The 17,878-nt window shown below is 52.2% G+C and carries 18 protein-coding genes and 1 pseudogene; 7 read left to right on the plus strand and 12 right to left on the minus strand.

The annotated features are described in order from the left end of the window. Positions 1–9: 9 nt before the first annotated feature. Positions 10–1,260, minus strand: a complete 1,251-nt coding sequence (locus JMJ16_RS03285; protein WP_201378378.1) for a Gfo/Idh/MocA family protein — start codon at positions 1,258–1,260, stop codon at positions 10–12. A gap of 280 nt (positions 1,261–1,540) precedes the next feature. Here JMJ16_RS03285 and JMJ16_RS03290 point away from each other — a divergent pair, with 280 nt between their 5' ends. Next, positions 1,541–2,305, plus strand: a complete 765-nt coding sequence (locus JMJ16_RS03290) for a DeoR/GlpR family DNA-binding transcription regulator (protein WP_201378380.1) — start codon at positions 1,541–1,543, stop codon at positions 2,303–2,305. A gap of 130 nt (positions 2,306–2,435) precedes the next feature. Here the strand turns inward: JMJ16_RS03290 and JMJ16_RS03295 are convergent, their stop codons facing one another. The 4 genes from JMJ16_RS03295 to JMJ16_RS03310 form a co-directional block, all read right to left on the minus strand. Further along, positions 2,436–3,275: a phytanoyl-CoA dioxygenase family protein gene (locus JMJ16_RS03295; protein WP_201378382.1), complete on the minus strand. Its 840-nt coding sequence runs from the start codon at positions 3,273–3,275 to the stop codon at positions 2,436–2,438. A 157-nt stretch (positions 3,276–3,432) separates the two neighbouring features. Beyond that, entirely contained in the window at positions 3,433–3,849 is a 417-nt protein-coding gene (tsaA, locus tag JMJ16_RS03300) for a tRNA (N6-threonylcarbamoyladenosine(37)-N6)-methyltransferase TrmO (RefSeq protein ID WP_201378384.1), read from the minus strand. Positions 3,850–3,883: 34 nt separating this feature from the next. Then, positions 3,884–5,128, minus strand: coding sequence for an RNA-guided endonuclease TnpB family protein (locus JMJ16_RS03305; protein ID WP_201378385.1), 1,245 nt, complete (start codon positions 5,126–5,128; stop codon positions 3,884–3,886). Beyond that, a complete protein-coding gene (locus tag JMJ16_RS03310) occupies positions 5,100–5,714 on the minus strand; it encodes an IS607 family transposase (RefSeq protein WP_201378386.1) in 615 nt (204 codons plus the stop codon). The genes JMJ16_RS03305 and JMJ16_RS03310 overlap by 29 nt, the downstream gene beginning before the upstream one ends. 275 nt (positions 5,715–5,989) lie before the next feature. Here JMJ16_RS03310 and JMJ16_RS03315 point away from each other — a divergent pair, with 275 nt between their 5' ends. Next, positions 5,990–6,868, plus strand: coding sequence for a sigma-70 family RNA polymerase sigma factor (locus JMJ16_RS03315; RefSeq protein ID WP_201382720.1), 879 nt, complete (start codon positions 5,990–5,992; stop codon positions 6,866–6,868). 169 nt (positions 6,869–7,037) lie between these two features. Here the strand turns inward: JMJ16_RS03315 and JMJ16_RS03320 are convergent, their stop codons facing one another. Next, positions 7,038–7,244 carry a Clp protease N-terminal domain-containing protein gene (locus tag JMJ16_RS03320; RefSeq protein ID WP_201378387.1) on the minus strand — a complete coding sequence of 69 codons (207 nt, stop codon included), beginning with the start codon at positions 7,242–7,244 and terminating at the stop codon, positions 7,038–7,040. A gap of 21 nt (positions 7,245–7,265) precedes the next feature. Between JMJ16_RS03320 and JMJ16_RS53615 the strand changes: the two are divergent. Beyond that, positions 7,266–7,466: pseudogene (locus tag JMJ16_RS53615) on the plus strand (glycoside hydrolase family 15 protein); the annotation flags it as partial. On the opposite strand, the gene JMJ16_RS03330 reads toward JMJ16_RS53615, so the two are convergent. Continuing rightward, positions 7,463–7,675 (minus strand): hypothetical protein, encoded by a 213-nt coding sequence (locus JMJ16_RS03330; protein ID WP_201378388.1) that lies wholly within the window; start codon positions 7,673–7,675, stop codon positions 7,463–7,465. The pseudogene JMJ16_RS53615 and the gene JMJ16_RS03330 overlap by 4 nt on opposite strands. Between JMJ16_RS03330 and JMJ16_RS03335 the strand changes: the two genes are divergently transcribed. Further along, positions 7,667–8,014 (plus strand): hypothetical protein, encoded by a 348-nt coding sequence (locus tag JMJ16_RS03335; RefSeq protein WP_201378389.1) that lies wholly within the window; start codon positions 7,667–7,669, stop codon positions 8,012–8,014. The two genes, JMJ16_RS03330 and JMJ16_RS03335, sit on opposite strands and share 9 nt — an antisense overlap. 158 nt (positions 8,015–8,172) lie before the next feature. On the opposite strand, the gene JMJ16_RS03340 is transcribed toward JMJ16_RS03335, so the two are convergent. The 3 genes from JMJ16_RS03340 to JMJ16_RS03350 all read right to left on the minus strand — a co-directional run bounded on the left by JMJ16_RS03340 (position 8,173) and on the right by JMJ16_RS03350 (position 12,537). Further along, positions 8,173–9,408 carry a hypothetical protein gene (locus JMJ16_RS03340; RefSeq protein ID WP_201378391.1) on the minus strand — a complete coding sequence of 412 codons (1,236 nt, stop codon included), beginning with the start codon at positions 9,406–9,408 and terminating at the stop codon, positions 8,173–8,175. A 574-nt stretch (positions 9,409–9,982) separates the two neighbouring features. Continuing rightward, positions 9,983–11,113, minus strand: coding sequence for a peptidase S8 (locus JMJ16_RS03345; RefSeq protein ID WP_374228982.1), 1,131 nt, complete (start codon positions 11,111–11,113; stop codon positions 9,983–9,985). Positions 11,114–11,799: 686 nt separating this feature from the next. Beyond that, on the minus strand, positions 11,800–12,537 hold the full coding sequence (locus tag JMJ16_RS03350) for a GNAT family N-acetyltransferase (RefSeq protein WP_201378395.1): 738 nt from the start codon (positions 12,535–12,537) through the stop codon (positions 11,800–11,802). 87 nt (positions 12,538–12,624) lie between these two features. On the opposite strand from JMJ16_RS03350, the gene JMJ16_RS03355 reads away from it, so the two are divergent. Continuing rightward, positions 12,625–12,777 (plus strand): GNAT family N-acetyltransferase, encoded by a 153-nt coding sequence (locus JMJ16_RS03355; protein WP_201378397.1) that lies wholly within the window; start codon positions 12,625–12,627, stop codon positions 12,775–12,777. A gap of 157 nt (positions 12,778–12,934) precedes the next feature. Beyond that, entirely contained in the window at positions 12,935–14,140 is a 1,206-nt protein-coding gene (locus JMJ16_RS03360) for an aromatic acid exporter family protein (RefSeq protein WP_201378400.1), read from the plus strand. A 355-nt stretch (positions 14,141–14,495) separates the two neighbouring features. Here the strand turns inward: JMJ16_RS03360 and JMJ16_RS56710 are convergent, their stop codons facing one another. Together JMJ16_RS56710 and JMJ16_RS03370 are read right to left on the minus strand one after the other, a co-directional pair. Beyond that, the gene (locus JMJ16_RS56710; protein ID WP_201378402.1) at positions 14,496–14,882 is read right to left on the minus strand and encodes a cation:proton antiporter; all 387 of its coding nucleotides are present in this window, start codon (positions 14,880–14,882) and stop codon (positions 14,496–14,498) included. Between the two features lie 472 nt (positions 14,883–15,354). Next, positions 15,355–16,326, minus strand: coding sequence for a GNAT family N-acetyltransferase (locus tag JMJ16_RS03370; protein WP_201378403.1), 972 nt, complete (start codon positions 16,324–16,326; stop codon positions 15,355–15,357). Between the two features lie 570 nt (positions 16,327–16,896). On the opposite strand from JMJ16_RS03370, the gene JMJ16_RS03375 reads away from it, so the two are divergent. Further along, the gene (locus JMJ16_RS03375; protein WP_201378404.1) at positions 16,897–17,829 is read left to right on the plus strand and encodes a transposase; all 933 of its coding nucleotides are present in this window, start codon (positions 16,897–16,899) and stop codon (positions 17,827–17,829) included. The last annotated feature ends 49 nt before the right edge of the window (positions 17,830–17,878 follow it).

The raw sequence follows: 17,878 nt of genomic DNA on the forward strand, positions 1-17,878 counted from the left end.
TCGCCAGAGCTAGTATGTTAGCTGGATACTGCGCTTCTCGCGCCGTGCCTGCTCGGCGGCAAAAACGGTGAGATGGGTCTCCAGTGACTCTTCGGGGCCAGAGAGAATGAGGCTGGGGTCACGCCGGGCAACGGCCTCCACAAAGCTCTTTATCGCTCCATAATCACCACCGCCATGTCCATTATCACCCGCCAGGTGCTCGCCCTCATATGTGGTCGTCTGCTCGGTCAAGAAATCATGGTAGACAATGTGCTTGCTATCGCCACGTAGCTCGCCACGCGTGCCAAAAATGGTAGTCTCACGCTCCCTAGACTCAGTGGTAGCGATCATGGTAAACGACGCGGTTGCACCATTCTCATATTCCAGATTCACAACCTGGTGATCAACGACATCGTTGTCGCATTCGTAAACACAACGACCATAGGGACCATTACGTAGAGCGGCCTCGACACCTGCTACGGAAATATCGGTTGTGATCACATCAAGTGGCCAGCCAGACTTCCCTTCGCGCAGCCGTCCGTTATAGAAACGCTTCGCGGAATAGGGACATCCGGGCTCATAGGCACAATCGAGACAGCGCATAGCATCCCCTGCTGCCGCGGGTTTATTCTCCTTGCGGAAGTGCAGCAGGGAACCATAGGAGGAGACCTGGACGCAGCGGCTCCCTACAATATAGCGCAGCCAATCGATATCATGGCAGGATTTAGCGAGCAGCATAAAAGACGACTCGGCTTCGTTACGCCAGTTACCACGCACAAATGAGTGAGCATAGTGCCAGTAACCCACCGGCTCCAGGTGCTGAACACTGACAATATCACCGATCAGGCCTGAAGTGACTAACTCCTTGAGACGCCGAGTATAGGTTGTGTAGCGCAGAACATGGCAAACCGCAAAGATACTCTTATTGGCTGAGATCGCATCTACAATCTGCTGGCAACTCTCTGGATCAGGAGCCATGGGCTTCTCCAGCAAAATATCATATCCCTGGTTCGCAAAGGCAACGGCCGGATCTCGGTGTTGAGCATCGGGAGTCGTGATTATCACCGCATCAGCGAATTTGGGCCGAGACGCCAATTCTTGCCAATCTGTAACACCGTTCTCTGGCGCGATATCATGCGCCTGCACCATGCGCCTGCGAAAAAACTCTCGTGGCTCAGCCACGCCGATAACTCGCACCTGATCGGGATGTGCCAGGGCATAGCGAGCATAGACCTTTCCTCGATTACCAGCACCAATAATCAGCAATGTAACAGGAGACATCTCATAAATCCTTTCCGGCACGATACGTTACAAATAAAATATGATTGAAAAATATGGGATATGATCAATATTTGATCGTTATTTTTCGAATATAGCATTGAGCCCATCCTTTGTCAAGGTGAAAAATGGGATAAAAAGCAGATTTCGTTTGTATTCTTGACAGGAGTAGGGGTGAATCTCTATACTTTCAATCAAAGATGATCATATCCGGTTATTTTCGCTATTCCTCGTTCCTCAAAACGCGTCAGGGTCAGGAAAGCGCCCTGTGGAGAAGAAAGACGTGCAACTAACTATAGAGAGGCTCGAGCAGATACTACACATTGTTCAAGAGCAACAACATGTGCGGGTAACCGAGTTAAGCGAGCGCCTGGGGGTGAGCGAGCCAACCATCCGACGAGATTTAAAAAAGTTGGAGTCGATGGGGCGTGTGCGACGTGAGCATGGTGGAGTCAGTATCGTGGAGGTGGCACTGGCCGAACCGCCAGTGGTACAGCGAAGTATTGAAAACCGAGAGGAGAAGCAGCGTATCGGACGCGCCGCTGCTTCCTTGATTAAGGATGGCGAGACCATCTTCCTGGGGTCAGGTACGACCACACTCGAGGTTGCACGTGCCCTGGAGGGCAAGAAGAACCTGACTGTAATCACCAACGCTCTCAACGTTGCCTATCAACTGGCGGGAAATGAAAATATTACGCTGATCGTTACGGGTGGTGTCGTACGCCATTCAGAGTTCTCGATGATTGGCCATATCGTTGAGCAAACGTTGAAGGATCTGCGAGCTGATAAAGCTATCATCTCCATGCGTGCCATTAGCCTGCATGATGGCCTGACCAACATGAATCCTCTAGAAACCATGACCGACCGCGTCATTGTGCAATGCGCACGTGAAGTGATCCTGGTAGCTGACCATACAAAGTTTGGGAAGGTCGCTACCAGCATTGTTGCGCCCTTGACCGCAGTGCAAAAGATTATCACCGATGAGCAAACGCCGTTAGATATGCTTGAGGAGCTACGTGTGTTAGGCATTCAAGTGATTCAGGCCTAAAATCAGATAATCGGTACATCCTGGGCCTTTGCCTCGAATTGCAACTATGCAGCTTAGTTGCAATTCGCAAATTGGGCCAAAAAAGCGAGGGGTCCGACCGGTGATATGTCCAGCTGGACCCCCCGCTGTGTTATTCGCTGCGGAAAACCGTGTTGATCTCCAGGCCGCTCAATTCGATGACGGGTTTGCCATCTTCCTCAACCCAGACACCACAGGGTCCACCTGGGAGACTCGCCTCCAGGTCGACCTCGCTGCCGTCCATACGCAGGATGGGTTTCATAAATTGCGAGGCCTGCTCCGCCTCGCCCGAGATATAGTGTCCGATTAACGAACGGCGGAAACGGTCGCTGCTCGTGTTGGGATAGCTGCCATGCACCAGAGTTCCATTAAAGAAAAGGACATCCCCCGCCTGCATGACGATGGGCTGAACTTCCTGGCCCTCCGGGAGCGGCACCGTGACATCGGTAAAGCTATTTTTGGTGTCCGCCTGCGTGGTACACAGCAAGGGCCAGGTATGGCTACCGGGAATGACCTGCATACAGCCATTGGCCTCGTCGCAGTCGTCCAGCGCCAACCAGGCCGCCATGCAGGTGCCGGGCCGGGCGCGCAGGAAGTATTGATCCTGGTGCAGCGCTTGCCCACGCGCTCCAGCGGGTTTAAAGTAGAGCATGGTCTGGACGGCATATGGCTCACGCTCCAGTAAACCCGTCAACACTTCGTTTAAACGCGGCTCCAGGAGCCAGCTCAGGCTGGTCTCATCCCAGTGGTGCATGTGAATCATGCGTGGGAAGCGCTTCAAAGGATCGCTGCTCGCCGTGTCGACGCCAACCATATCGCCGGGATGGGCTCCCTGTGCGCGCAGCTCCATATAGTGCTCGCGTAACCTATCCACCTCTTGTAGATCGAACAGTGCTCTCGCCACTACATAGCCATTTTCGTCGAAGAACGCGCGCATACTCTCGCTCAACATAGAGATAAGCTTCCTTTCATCTTCTTCATGCTCATTCCTTGTACATAAGCATACCCTGGAAGATGCGAAATGACTATATCTGAGAGTGACCAGAAGGTGTCTACAATTACCCAACCTGCATGCACTGGTATAAGTCCGTTCCTTCTATATAGGGGCTTTATGCGTCACTTGCTTGAGAGAGCACGGGCTTGATATCTACGACGGGGGTTCCATCAATCGCCTCTAGCGGCCCCACGTGTAATCTCCTGCCATCGATGGCCAGGACTCTCACCTGATGCAGGCCAAGCGGATTTGGTCTATCGGGTGAGCGCGTCGCAAAGACTCCGGTCAGGGGATTCTGCATATCCCCACGGGGATGAACCTGCAAGACATCGCGGTGTGACTGATGAAACCAGGTAATCAAGATAACGTTATCACCCACAACAAGTCCGTCAAGCCCCTCTGCAAACTTTTCGTTTATCTCAAGCCAGACGTTGGGCGCCCCCTCATAGCCCTGCTTCGGTGCCCCCTCACGATTCGTAAGTGGCGAATGAATAAAGCCAACCGGAGCAAGTGTATAATCAATATCTGACATATTATCCTGCCTTTCTAAATCTCCTCAAAAGTGCTTACGCACTCTCAAACAAATTCAATTGCTGCACTTGCCCCTCACAGGATGCCATCGTGACATCTACGCCGCTTTGGGGCGTATGCAGCACACCGCACCTTTCGGTGTGTGGCGCTCGCCGCGCAAAGAACCTCGTCAGGATATTGTGTGCACTGTTCTCATCTCGATCCATGACGAGTCCACATTCGACGCAACAATACGTTCTCTTCCACAATGGCATGGCTTGTAGATTGCCACAGCCACTACACTGCTTGGACGTGTTGCGCTCATCTAAGAAATGCAACTCTTTCCCATAGAGGACACATTTGTACTTCAGCATTTCGAGAAAGGCGTACAAGCCCCACTCGTTATAGACCGCTCGATTCAGATGTTTATTGCGCTCTACATGCTGTTTAGTAACCATTTGCCTCTGTGAAAGGTCACCAACCACAATAGTTCTTTCAACCAAATTGTGGCTGATAAGATGGGATGCTTTATGCAAGCTATCCTGTTGTTTGTTGCGTTTCTTCTGGGAAACGCGCTTGTAAACCTTACTGAGATGGATATACCGACGTGATTTTTTCTTACACTTATCACGCTTGGATCGAATCTTGTCGAGTTGTTTGTTGTACCAGCGTGATCCTTTAAAGCCGCCAACCGTGTAGACTCTGCCTTGCTCATTTACGCCAGTTGCCAGTGTTTTGATGCCAAGATCAAAGGCAACGATTCCATCTATCTCATACTGTTTCTCTTGGCGCTCTCTCACAAATGACGCGAAGTAGTTTCCCTTACCATCTCGACTGATCGCCACTTCTTTAAACTGTTCAGGCGGTATCTCAGTCAAGCGCGCAACGATGTTGGAGTATTGCTTGTTTTTGCCCTTGCCTCCGGTGGGCAAAATGAGCTTGTCGCCTTCAATTTTGAGGTACATAGCGGGATAGCAAAGCGTAAAAAAGTAATGCCGTGGGCGTACCCGTGGGAATCCCGGTGCTTCTCCGGCTTTGACTCTGCGAAAGAAAGCTTTCATGGCTCCATCGAGGCGATAGTAGACCTCTTGTAAAAGCTTTCCATACACCTGAACAAGCTCGGGATCATGTTGTTTGCTCTCTTGTAGGTTTTTCTTAGCATCGTAGAGATCCCATTTCTCACCATTCCTGAGCTTGAGCACCCACCAGTTGTATAGTCCCCTGCACTTGCCTTGCATAAATTCAAGGGTTGCCGCGTCTTGCTCAGAAACGTTAATTCTGATCTTTTTGCAAAGCAGCATCCTTAATCGCTTTCTTGTAGGAACGCAGTCCATATAATCTGGCAGAGAAGACTGTCACGATAGCAATGAGGTCACGTACCAATTCTTGTTCAGGAGAAAGATTTTCGCCATTGATGACGAGAAGTTGGGTATGATGTCGCTCACAAAAGGCTTCAAAGTATTCATATCCAAAACGAACCAACCGATCTCGATGAGCAAGAATGATACGCCGTACCTGACCAAGTTCAACCATCTCCATAAGCCGATTGAATTGTTTGCGTTTGTAGTTTAGCCCACTGCCAATATCCGACATCCATTCATCGACCTTGAGCGAATGCTGATGACAATAGGCTTCTAACGCTTTTGTTTGGTTGACTAAATCAGGCTTTTGAGCAATTCCAGAGACGCGTGAGTAGGCAATGGTAAGTCCCTGCTCCGGTGCTTTTAGCCCACGATACTCAAGATACTGGTCGTGAGTATAATAGCGCCTATTTGATTGTGGAGAACGATGGGCGACGAGCTTGCCTTCACGATCCCATTTTTGCAGCGTTTTGGTAGACTTCCCAATAAGTTTTCCAAACGCTTGAATATCATATGTGTTCTGCATAAACACATTTTAACACAATTGAGTGCTTATGTCAAAGCTGTTTCAGTATCTCCTTCGTTGCGCTGGTAGTAAAAACCAAATTCTGTCACAATCCTCTTGTGTGTTCCGTCAAAGTAATGACGGAACACACAAGAGGATTGTGACCAACACCACAAATATATTTCCGGGTTGGGTAGAGTGAGCACCGCAGGCGCGAGCAGTAACACATAGCATAGACATATGAAGTTAATTACATAAGATAATAAAGTGATAATAAAGCTAAGGAGTGTAACTTGATCCATAACGAAGACGAACACCAATGGCTGGCGGAACAGTTTGAAGCCTCTCGGAGCCACCTGCGAGCGGTGGCCTACCGGATGCTTGGGTCTTTGAGCGAGGCGGACGACGCTGTGCAGGAGTCCTGGCTCCGCCTCAGTCGTTCCGATACCAGCGAGGTCGAGAACCTGGGCGGCTGGCTGACAACAGTCGTGGCGCGGGTCTGCCTCGATATGCTGCGTTCGCGCAAATCGCGGCGCGAGGATCCCCTGGACGACTACACACCCGACATGAACCGCGAGGACGGCATCGATCCCGAGCAGGAGGTGCTCCTGGCTGACTCAGTTGGCCTCGCGCTGCTCGTGGTCCTCAATACCTTAAGTCCCGCCGAGCGCCTCGCGTTTGTGCTGCACGATCTATTTGCTGTGTCTTTCGACGAGATTGCGCCCATCGTGGGCCGCTCTCCTACTACAGCCAGGCAACTCGCAAGCCGCGCCCGCCGCCGGGTGCGTGGAGGCACTTCAACGCCAGATGCTAACCTCACGCACCAGCGAGAAGTTGTTAGCGCCTTCCTCGCAGCATCGCGCACTGGTAACTTCGACGCTCTTCTCACAACGCTTGATCCAGACGTTGTGTTCCGCCTCGAGCCAGCACAAGTGCCTCTGGGTACACCAAAGGAGATTCGTGGCGCAGCCGCCGTGGCCAAGCAGTTCTCTGGTCGGGCCAGAGAGGCGCAACCAGCACTCGTAAATGGAGCTGTGGGCGTCGTCGTAGCACCGCGTGGCCACCTGCAACTCGTGCTCGGCCTCAAACTTGCACACGGAAAGATCACCGAAATCGAGGTTATCTCCGACCCCGAACGCCTACGCCAACTCGACCTGGCGGCCCTGGACGACTAGCAAGCCATCGTTGGCTTGCAACTATGTATAAACCTGACGCTACTATAAAGTACGCGTCTACATATAATGCGCAGCCGACGATGGGTTGCAGCTATGTGATGTAGCATCGGGCTTGGTTCTGGCTACATCACGCTTTCTTCTCAGGGTCTATGGATGATGCTCTTGTTGGTTACTCGCTTGCAAGGAGTTGTTTCACCTGTTCGCGCGCCTTGTCAAGAGTGACGCCTGATGCAGTAAGCAAGACCTGGCTGGCGAGATCCTCTATCTCCTCGCGCAGTATACCCAGCAACAAGTGCTCGGTACCTAGATAGTGATGCCCAAGTGAACGCGCCTCCTGGACTGCCAGTTCGAGACTGGCTTTGCCTTGCTGTGTCATACCAAGCTGACCCTCAGCTACGGCTGCCCCAATGATATTGGCTTGCTCGCTGAAGAGGTAGACCCAAACAGCGGCGAACTGCTGGGTAATTTTCCCCAGGCCTTCAGCCACATTGGCCTGGTAAATGCCGCCTGGGCGATCGCCCAGGCGGCATCCATGCAGTGTGAACAGCATGCAATGCCAGGTTTAATTTCTCAGCATCGACTAGGTTTCATACGCTAAGCGCTAACATCTAGTAATAGGTGAATGTCCCAGTGGCTGCCTTCATCGGCGTAGCGATTGCCGGAGACATCATCATACATGGGTGCGCCATCGCCGCGCAGTCCTTTATAGGTGAAGTGATTGTGGATATAGTTTGTCACACAGGTCGTATGCGCAACGTCCACCTTATAGCCGTTCCAATGGGAGTAGGTGCCACTCGCATGCCCCATCTCGGTGCCACCAGTAATGGTGATCGCGCAACCGCTCTGATTCTTAAAGGCGATGACACCATCAATCGTTCCCCGGCGAATCTGGTCAAGCGAGGTGCAGCTTGCATTATTGCGATCTGTGCAGCCACCCGAGGATGTAACGCTAATGCCAGCGCTACTGAGCAGACTAGCGGCCTGACTCTGCGAGAGTTTATCGCCATTGCTACCGCCACTTCCACTGCCGCCAACCAGCTAGCTCCAGGTGTCAAGGCCCGCGATACCATCCGCGCTCAAACCCTTGCTGCTCTGAACCCAATTAAACGCAGGACACAAAAATGGAGCCGCGGTCCACAGGACTGATCTTATAACCTTTCTCGTTACATCCTTTATGACCGCTCCTAACAAGAATAACCAATTCCCTTGCTAAAAATTAAGGTTGCAACATATGCGAAGGAAGGCCAGGCTCTCTATCCAAGAGAGCCTGGCCTTCCTGTTAAGTCGCTTCAGATGCTCATCTGTTAGCAGCCGTGCGCGACATCAGAGTAGTTATTCAGGTAGGTGAAGTACCCTTGAGCGGCACGCGATGGCTTCTCGCGTGCGAACCAGGAATAATGTACCTCGTCCTCGGGATGATAATCTACGCCATTAGGCATATGTACGGTAAAGCCATAGCCGACTACCGGATCGCCTGTCTCCAGATCGCTGGTACAACCGTACTGAGGAGCGGTCGGCGTCACCCAGGGATTAATGCTGTTATTCACGAAGGGATCATCCATCCACTCCTGGACCTCGTGGCTCAGACCATGAATGTCCTGGATGTAGGAGAACGAATCGCCGGGGTTAGCGCCGAAGATGCCAGGGTCACTATAGGAAGCAAACATATAAGTGTTTACCTGCTGCTGACCATTGCCATTGGCCGAAGTGGTCGCCCCATGATAGCCAAGCACACAGCAGTTGCTGGGCGTGGTCTCATAGAGGAACGTATTGTAGACCAGGAAAATGGGCAGGACCTTGGGGCTGATCTGCAGGTTGCGCAGGGTCTCATTCAGGCGGTTGGAGAACCAGTGGTAATCCATCAAGCCGATGCGAGCATGCGAGCGGCTACCAATCTCAATAAAGCCCTGATTGCTAGGCACACTGTAAGAGACGGTTGGGAGAATGGTTGGCTGACCGAGAAGGACATGATAGTTAGAGCCTGATTTCCCCCACTGCGCGCGGTAGATCGCGTCGCTGGCCTCTGTCACATCGCTGGGCTCATTGACAGGGCGAGCGTTGGCTGGTGCGACACCAGGAAAGGTTGGAGGCGCACTTGCCGTGGCATTAGCGGCGGCACCGATATCAGCCTTCTGGAACATGGGAGACTGAGCAGTGAGTGTGGATTTTACCGAGCCATCAAGGACAGTGTTATTGGGATCGGCTGACTGCACAAAGGTAAAGCGGAAAGGAATAATCACCGTTGGAATCGTCGTAGTAACGTCGCCTTTCGTAGGATTCGTGCCTACCATGGTGAAAGGATAGGTAACCCCATTGGTCGGATCGGTGAAGGTGGAGCCCCAGTAAGGAATGGTATTGGCATTCGCTGAGAAATTAGACGCACTCTGATCGCTCTTAAACTGAGGCGTGCCAATGCCATCATCATCGGTCGTCGCGCGAGCGACATTCGTGCCTCCATGGAAATAGAACACAGCCAGGACGAGACTCAGTAAAACAAGAGCCGCTGCCACGGTCTTAAACAGACGTAATGTCCTTTTCATGAAGAGAATCCTTCCTAAATTTTGTGAACGCTGTATCCAACAATGTTCGGAGCCTACTTTGAAGTCTGGAGTATCCGATGCTTCAAAGCGAACTGATGTTTCTCTTTGGGCTGCTTTCCCCTCCTCTCTCTAGTTACTAGCGCGCTTTCTAGCTGCCACCTGTACTTCCCATTAAGTCTGATCAACCTCTGATCAAAACTATGCATGCGCATGCATTAATGATAAGCGTGTCATGGTTTAGCCCGGAACAAGCGCGTTACCCTAAAATAGGATCATACTATATAGTTGCTTTTTTTGCTAATTTGGTCATGGCTTTATGCAGATATTTTCTTCATCTGGTTTGGTACCTATCTATCCTCCTCGCTAAAAAGCATACGATCAAGTAGGAAGGCTAAGGTGGAGCTCCAACCATGCAGGGGCGGCACATCATCTTGCCTTGATAAGTGACGTGACAACACGCGAGGGGCGGGTCGCCCATGACCCGCTCCTCACATCTTATTATTTACTGATCCTCGGCTACCTCGCAACCAGAGCGGTAGGAGAGAGAATATAATTGTTTGGATCTATTGCAAAACTAGAAGGCTCCAGTGCCATTCGGTGTACCCAGGCCGGTGGGGCCATCATAGCCCGTACCAGCTGTACAGAGATACGTCCCGCCGCAGCTTCCGTTGCTGCCGCTGGTGACATCGTTCAGGTTGCCAGTGTGAGTGTAGAGCGAAGAGGCCGCGTTGATACTACTGCCATTGCCGGCCAGGGCATAAACGCTGGCGATAATAGGGGATGCAACGCTCGTGCCGCCGAAGACCATCCAGCCAGTACCCTGACCGTAGGTATCATAGACCGAGACGCCAGTGTTTGGATCGGCAACCGCCGATACATCGGCGACGCTGCGCTTGGAGCAGCCATTGTCCGCCTGCCAGCTTGGCTTGGCCTCGTAGGCACTGCATCCGCTGCCCGCGCCATTCCAGGCCGTCTCAGACCAGCCACGGCTGTTGCTGCTCTTGCTGAGCGAGGTGCCACCCACGGCAACGACGGTGTTGTAGGCCGCAGGTGATTGTACGCCATAGCCACTGTCGCCAGAGCTGGCAGTAATCACTACACCGGGATGATTGTAGTTCGAGGCATAGGTGGAATCGCTGCTGGATTCGCTGCCACCATAGCTGTTGCTGACGACTGTCGCACCTAACTTTACAGCCGTGTTAACGGCTGTGCTCAGGTTTGTGAAGGACGCAGTGCTGGCCTCAACCAACAAGATGTGACAGTTGGGGCAGATGGCGCTAACCATATCCAGGTCGAGGGCGATCTCCTCGGCCCAACCGCTATTGCCACGTGGATACTTTGTGCCGCCGTTCTGGTCAACTTTTTTGAAGCAGCCATTGGCGGTAGTGCAGGCAGGAAGGCCGAACTGGGCACGATAGGTACCCAGATTGGACTCGGCGTTGGGATCATCGTAGGCATCGACGATGGCGACGGTCTGCCCGTTACCCGCGCTCGCCGAAGGCAGGTTGTACGCGGATTGCAGGTCGGCCGGATTGTAGCCCGAAGGACTGCTAGCATTAGGCGTTACACCTTTGGCGTTGCGGTCGATCTGGATGGCGTTACAATGGACAAAGCCCACTGCACTCGCGCTACAAATATGATGGGCCTGAAGCCCATTTGTGTGCTGCTGGGCAAATACCGGCGTGTTCCCAAAGCCAAGCAGCATAAAGGAGAGAAGAGATGCGAGGCCGAAGAGGCTAATAAGCCTTTTCAAAAGGAGCCTTCCTTTCATTGATGCCCATCTATCTGCGTAGGTAAAAACGCCCATGTGGGGTGAGCAGTTTTCGCATAAAGAGTGGGCACTACCTCTCGAAAACCTGAGCGTTTATCCCCGGATGGGGGTTGGTTTTCGCATAAAGAGGCAGAGCAAAATTAATTAAGTGGGTGTAGAAGAAACGGGACATGGGGGTCGCGAGGTGACTTCCCTGTCTGACACCATTTATTCTCTCTCCTATAAAAGAACACAATGTTCCCAAGATCTATAGAGATGACTTTGGGATAATTTTATGTCTTTCCAAAAAGTATAATCACACATAAACAAAAGTCAATACTTCGTCAGTATATTTCTTGTACATTCTATTTATCATTTTTAACAAATGCAAAAAGATGTTATAAGCTTTCCGAACTTCAGGCACAGTAATACACATTGACACATTCCGATATGCAGCTTCTCTTCAAGGGTGTTCTTAGTATCTGTGAGACTTTATAACAATATGAAGAGTGGTGTGGAGATGACTGAGGCCATTTCCACACCACTCTCCATACCCCTGGAGTCAGAGCCAGGTGGGCATATGGGGTCCTTACTGGCATGGACTCTACCAGCGAAAATAGCTGGCGCATGCGGTCAGGCTCTCATCGCCCTTGTGCCCGGTACCAGTACTGATAGGCTTCCTGGAAACCTAGTTTGGCGTACATCCGCTGAGCCGCCAGATTGTCACCTACCACTTGCAGATAGGCATGGCTAGCCCCCTGTTCTCTGCCCCAGGTGAGCATCCCTTTGATGAGTTGTGTCCCATAGCCCTGCCTGCGCTGTCCTGGATCGGTCACAATATCAAAGAGTCCCAGGGCCTCATGCTCCAGCACGCCCAAGCCGCAGGCGACAGGGACGCCATGCTGGTAGAGTGCCGCGTAGATGAGCGGAGACGAGATACGCTCCAGCAATTCGCGGTGCAGATGATGTAACTCGACATAGCGCTCACTCCATTGAAGATAGATTGGTAGCCACGTTTCGAGAGAAAGCGCGTGTAGCGCCGGTTTATTGGCGTCTCCATCAGGAGACAACTGGGTAGACCAGACAAATGTGCGATCAAGATACTGGTATCCTCGCTCAGCTAACATTTGATCTAGTTGCTGACTTTCCGTTGAGAATGAGGGAAGGCGAAAAATAGTCGGAAGCTGTTGCTCCGTATACAGGCGCTCGCAATAAGCGATTTTTTCCTGAGCCGTGAGCAGCGAGGGATAGAGTGGAGTCACTGAATTTGCACGTTTGGTATATCCCTGGGCAAAGCGTACGATCCAGCCATCAAAAAATAGTTGCTGAAGGGCGGGCCAGCTATTGAGTCCAGCCTCTTCAATACGTCTTTCAAACATCTAGACATACTCCATATAGATAGTTTTTAATATAGTTGGAGTGTACGCTATTTTCTATGTTATTTCCATCCCAAGGAGAGAGAATACATGCCATTCACTGTGCTGGAGACAGAACGTTTGCTCCTACGACGTTTTACAGAGTCAGACCTGCCACTTTTCATGGCCTATCGCAATGATCCCGAGATCGCCAGATATCAGGGGTGGGAGGGAATAAGCGAGGCTGTAGAGGAGACTCAGTAAACTGAAGGTGTACATCCTTCCTGGCAACGATGCGTCTACATAGGTAGTTAAAGCGTCTTGATTGGCTTTATACGCGAGTTGAAGCGGTTTGGAGCGGTGGTACAATGAATGCTATAGATGCCAAGGCCTCTCTAGCGCATCCCTTAGAGAAGAAGATATGCGAACACTTGCCTGGACACTTCGCCACAATCTCAGGTGGCGTAAAGCCCTCGCTATAACCTTATTTGGTCTAAAATGTGCGCTCTCTGCGGCGCTTGCCTGGCAGGTTGCGTATCTGATTGCCGGAAAAGAGGCGGCAGCGCTGGCGGCGGTCTCTGCCGTCATTGTCTTGCAGGCGACAAGCTGGCAGACGATACGCAAGAGTATCGAGCGTGTCCTGGGTGTCTTTATTGGGATAGCTCTATCGGTGATCATTGTACATCTCCTGGGCCTCTCCGCCTTGACTATTCTCCTGACCGTCTTTGCTGCGGCCCTCTCTGGCCTCTTATTCAAGCAAAAAGGGGCCTACCTGGCGACACAAATTCCCATCAGCGCGCTCCTGGGCCTGGTGGTTGGCGTAGGCGAGGAGAGTTATCCGGCGCTACGCTTACTGGGAGCGCTGATCGGGGGCGTAATTGGAACCGTACTAAGCCTCTTCCTCTCTCCTCCCATCTATGCGCAAAAAGCACAGCGCACCCTGGTAAACTTGCTGGAGGAGGTTGCACAAACCTTGCCCACCCTGGCCGATACGGTCGGGGGCACCGTTGCATGCTCGCGCCAGGCTGCTATCTATGAGCATATGCATGCCGTTGAACGCAAGGTGCGCTGCTCCGAGCGCGAATTGGCTCTAGGCAAAGAGAATTTACGCTTGAATCCCTGGGGGCGAGCGCTTCAGGATGTGACAGAGAGTCAACCATATCTGCTGGAGGCGTTGGAGAAAGTGACGCGCCAGATGGAGCGTATCGCCTGGACGGTGCAGGAGACAGGCCAGGCATGGAATGAGCTGAGTAGCCTGCACTGCTGGGCCAGGCGCTATGCCGAAATACTACGGATCATGGGCGAGATGCTGGAGTTTGTGGCTGAACGTGTTTATGTAATAACGCAGCAGGCACAAAGCCAGAATGCTACCTGGGAGTATCCTCACCATAGCGAAGAGGAGGCATTTGCCCAACTGGCGCAGACCCAGGAGCGCCTCAAGGAAGAAGAAGACGCGCTCCTGGAGGAAAAGGAAGAACTGCTAATCCCGGCACGAAATATACCGCAGGCAACCACGCGGGCCTCTTACCGTGCGGTCGTGCGCAGCTCTCTGCTTATGGATCTGCGCCGTATGCTCGACGAACTGGAGGACATGCTGATAGCAGCCCGCCAACTCCAGGCAGGGTAATTGTAGAAGTTGAGAATGCATTATGCTCAAATAACCGTTCGCGGAACAACACCCCACATCGCCGTCGCTTCCCATATTTTTGAAAAAGCGGCCGCGATAACGCTGATTGCACACAGGCCCCGTTAAGATCCGAAGCCACAACACAGAACGCGACATCACGCTTGGGCAGCAAGAGAGACAGATTGTAGAGATGGAGCGGGGACAGCACCATTTCTTCTGGGGTCTGTGCTATGCGATATGCGGCTATCAATTCCGTTTTGTGCAACCACAACAGATCGACACCTACCAGTTCTTGCTGCCCCATCTGCAACGAGGGCAAGCACTCCAGGCTCAAATCCCCCAATCGCTCATTCTGCTACGTTTGTGCTCGATCCATTGGAGCCATCCAGACATCACAGCCCACTTTCTGCCCCAATTTGGCCAAGAGCCATTGCAGATGGATATGCGAGGCCTGCACGGTGGTCCCTTGAAGCAGAACAGAGGCCAGAACAACAAAGAAAACGAGATGGAAGAAATAGAGCGCTTTGGGCACACCTGCCAGCAATGGGAAGGTGGCTAACACAATAGGAGCAGCTCCCCGTAACCCGACCCATCCAATAAAGAGTTTTTCCTGAAGAGGCATCTTCACTGGGAATAAAGCAATCAAAATCTCCACTGGGCGAGCGAGAAAGACGGCAACCCCCGTCAAGAGTCCAAAATGAGGGGCATCCGGCGCATCGCTTTGGCTATCTTTTACCCACATCTTTTTGGAGGGGCTTCACAAGCCAATCGTTATACATGTGTTTGTGAAACACGCAACAGGGGGAGTTGGCCTCCTGTGCTGTTCCACAAAATCTGATTGTAAAATGTGGGTAAAAGCCCCAGGATTTACCAAGACATCCAGTTTCTTTCACGGCGAGCCTTGTAAAGACTCATCTCTGTGCCAGCGTTTTCGGGAGAGAGAGTTGGAATATTCTCTCCCGAAAACCTTAGAACGTACACGTTAACGCGGTTTGCTCTGAACCGGCAAACTAGCGTCTCTGCCTATTTCGCGTCGCTGGTTTGCGCAACAACCTGTTCGTCATTGTCCGCAGATAAGAGAACCGGTCGAGAAATAGAGCGGGCAATCTCCAGACAGAAAAGTATCTTCAGATCTGGTTGGGGTAGGGGAGATGGCGCGCGCCGTGGTCATCTCCCCTCCCTTTAGCCCCCCAGAAAAAGGGAAAGACAGGCATTTAGACAGCAGTTGCAAAAACCTTGTGATACAGGTATGTCCGACACAGCAATTGAAAGCCGACGGCTTCATAAACGAAACGCGAGGAAGTAAACGCCGTACTCTTCTCCTCCTTCCCGGGATGAGCGCCTGTCACCAATGCCGCCTGCATCCCCCGTTCGCGTAAGCGCTGTAACCCGCCAAGCATCAGCGCCGTTGCCAATCCTTGACGACGAAATTGCGGGCGCGTTCCTACTGGTTCAAACAGGCCCACGCGGTTCACCGGGTCCACCCAGCAGATGCAACCAGCTGCTGGCGTGCCATCAGGGGCCATAACCATCAGATCGAGTTGAGGATCGTATTGGGGCATCTTCATCACTGCCAGTTGTCGCAAGGTTCCTTCCTCGTAGGTCGTGCTCCCCTGTGGGGAAAAAGCATCACGTTGCAGCGCAGCTCGCATCTCTGCCTCAGCCTCTCCAGCAACCGGGCGAATCGTGAATCCTGGTGGCAAAATGGGTGCTGGCACAGGCTCGATCAGCGGTCGGCGGTAGCAATGATAGTACATTTCTTGGCGCTCATATCCTTCACGTTCAAGAAAACTCACCATCTCCAGATCGTCGCCGGAGGCTAAACCCCAGGTTTGTTCCCATATCTCATACTGGTTCTTGCTCTGCTGCCCAGCGCGCTCTTTTACCCGCTGCACTGCCCACTGGTGTACCATACGATAGCGCTCGTGCGTACGGAAGTCGGGATGAAGCAAGCAGACGATCTCATCCCCGGCAATGATCCCGAGAGCAAGCGCCTCACCATTTTCTTGATACCAAAAATGCCAGTTCTGCTGATCATCAAGCGAACCATCTCGGCACCACCATTGGAGGTCGCCAATGTGCGGATAATCGTTCTGTGGGTCCAGTGCTCGACAGATGGTGACAAATTTCATGGCTTCTACAAGAGCTGGTCCGCCAGGATGCGCAAGCTTCTGTGCTGTGTTCATGTGTCTGTCTCCTTATTTTTCTCATTGCTGTGTTATTGAATGCTTCCTGTGCCTGATCGGCGGGATTTCTCCCGGTCAGGGGTTGCCGTATTTGCCATCAATACATCGTTTCACCTGGAAAACAAGTGCGCAGATAGATACCACCTCATTGCGGTAACATCGGCAAAAGTAGGGAAGAAGCAAACTGCATCAAGCCAGGTGAGTGAGCAAAGAGATGGTATGCCACCCAGCGACAAGGAGAGAAAGAAACGAGAGGAAGAAAAGCGTGCCCAACAAACCATACCCAGTTGAGATCTCAACTGAGGTCATGAGGAAGCATGGCACCCTTTTCTGCCGCATAAGCCAATCTTGTGCTGGGACTTATGCGGCAGAGGTGCTTGTTTTGCGGTTACAGTTCCGATGGATCATCCATCCAGGGGGAGGCATCTCCCCCCTCAAGTAGACAGTGTTCATGGAAATACAGTACCATACGGTTGGGGTAAACGTCAAATAGGATACACACGCTTTCACCGACGCAACCATCCCACGCGCAAGATGGTTGGGACAAGAGAACGGATCTGGAGGAAATGGATGCAACCAGCTATGTGGAAGCCACCTGTGACGCTCACGCAACAAGAAGAACATATTGTTACTAAGATTCGCAAAGCCAAACTGTTTGTGTTTTTACGTCACCATCGTCATGAACTGTTTAAGGCAGCCCTTGACCGAGATTGGGACCAGCAGAGAGAACGCGAAGAGGCTCTGGACCTTGTGTTGCAAGTGCTACAAGTGGTAGAAACCTGGGCGCAAACACTGCCACAGGAGGAGAAAAACCTGGCAACACACTCTCTCAAGGTTGCCCAGCAGATCAAGACACAAGATGTGGAGGTGAACGAGGGCAGCAAAGCTCACCTCATCAAAGGGGTTGCCAAAGAGCGGCGGATCAGCGTGGAGGACGCCGAGATGCGGCACGGCCGCAAGAGCCGCAGTGTCCGTGCTGATGGATACAAGCGCCATGTGCTCCACGATTTAGATATGGATCTCATCCGTGCAGTAGGCATCACGCCTGCCAATGTCCCAGACGCGAGCGTGACCGAAGCCATCAGTGCGGATCTGGAGCAGCAACAGATGGTGTTGAAGGAACTACATATCGATCGCGCCTATTTGAGTAGCCATCTGGTGCGCGAGCGGAGTGAGGAACTGGAAATTTATTGCAAAGCCTGGCCTGTTCGCGCAGGAAAACGCTTTTCCAAGCAAGCGTTTTCCCTGAATTGGGAACGACAGGTGATTCGCTGTCCTGCTCACCAAGAAGTGCCCTTTGTGCCTGGTGGCGTTGTGCACTTTCCCAAAGACACCTGTGCCCAGTGCCCCCTCAAAACACAATGCACCACGAGCGCCAAAGGGCGCAGCATCAGCATTCATCCCGACGAAGCCTTGCTGATCGAGTTACGAGAGCGTCAGGTAATGGTAGAAGGACGAGCCAAACTGCGTGAATGGGTACCCGTGACACCAGGGGCAAAGTAACAGTAAAATATTGTCCAGTTTATGTGAACAATATAGGTTGGTTGGAAGC

Source organism: Ktedonobacter sp. SOSP1-52 (genome assembly GCF_016587395.1).

Excerpts from the sequence above, each read along its gene's own strand:
- JMJ16_RS03355 (WP_201378397.1), top strand. The coding sequence starts at position 12,625 with ATGCCATTCACTGTGCTGGAGACAGAACGTTTGCTCCTACGACGTTTT.
- tsaA (WP_201378384.1), bottom strand. The coding sequence starts at position 3,849 with ATGTCAGATATTGATTATACACTTGCTCCGGTTGGCTTTATTCATTCG.
- JMJ16_RS03340 (WP_201378391.1), bottom strand. The coding sequence starts at position 9,408 with ATGAAAAGGACATTACGTCTGTTTAAGACCGTGGCAGCGGCTCTTGTT.
- JMJ16_RS03295 (WP_201378382.1), bottom strand. The coding sequence starts at position 3,275 with ATGTTGAGCGAGAGTATGCGCGCGTTCTTCGACGAAAATGGCTATGTA.
- JMJ16_RS03320 (WP_201378387.1), bottom strand. The coding sequence starts at position 7,244 with ATGACACAGCAAGGCAAAGCCAGTCTCGAACTGGCAGTCCAGGAGGCG.
- JMJ16_RS03360 (WP_201378400.1), top strand. The coding sequence starts at position 12,935 with ATGCGAACACTTGCCTGGACACTTCGCCACAATCTCAGGTGGCGTAAA.
- JMJ16_RS03345 (WP_374228982.1), bottom strand. The coding sequence starts at position 11,113 with ATGCTGCTTGGCTTTGGGAACACGCCGGTATTTGCCCAGCAGCACACA.
- JMJ16_RS03310 (WP_201378386.1), bottom strand. The coding sequence starts at position 5,714 with ATGCAGAACACATATGATATTCAAGCGTTTGGAAAACTTATTGGGAAG.
- JMJ16_RS03330 (WP_201378388.1), bottom strand. The coding sequence starts at position 7,675 with ATGGGGCATGCGAGTGGCACCTACTCCCATTGGAACGGCTATAAGGTG.
- JMJ16_RS03370 (WP_201378403.1), bottom strand. The coding sequence starts at position 16,326 with ATGAACACAGCACAGAAGCTTGCGCATCCTGGCGGACCAGCTCTTGTA.
- JMJ16_RS03350 (WP_201378395.1), bottom strand. The coding sequence starts at position 12,537 with ATGTTTGAAAGACGTATTGAAGAGGCTGGACTCAATAGCTGGCCCGCC.
- JMJ16_RS03335 (WP_201378389.1), top strand. The coding sequence starts at position 7,667 with ATGCCCCATCTCGGTGCCACCAGTAATGGTGATCGCGCAACCGCTCTG.
- JMJ16_RS03305 (WP_201378385.1), bottom strand. The coding sequence starts at position 5,128 with ATGCTGCTTTGCAAAAAGATCAGAATTAACGTTTCTGAGCAAGACGCG.
- JMJ16_RS56710 (WP_201378402.1), bottom strand. The coding sequence starts at position 14,882 with ATGTGGGTAAAAGATAGCCAAAGCGATGCGCCGGATGCCCCTCATTTT.
- JMJ16_RS03285 (WP_201378378.1), bottom strand. The coding sequence starts at position 1,260 with ATGTCTCCTGTTACATTGCTGATTATTGGTGCTGGTAATCGAGGAAAG.
- JMJ16_RS03375 (WP_201378404.1), top strand. The coding sequence starts at position 16,897 with ATGCAACCAGCTATGTGGAAGCCACCTGTGACGCTCACGCAACAAGAA.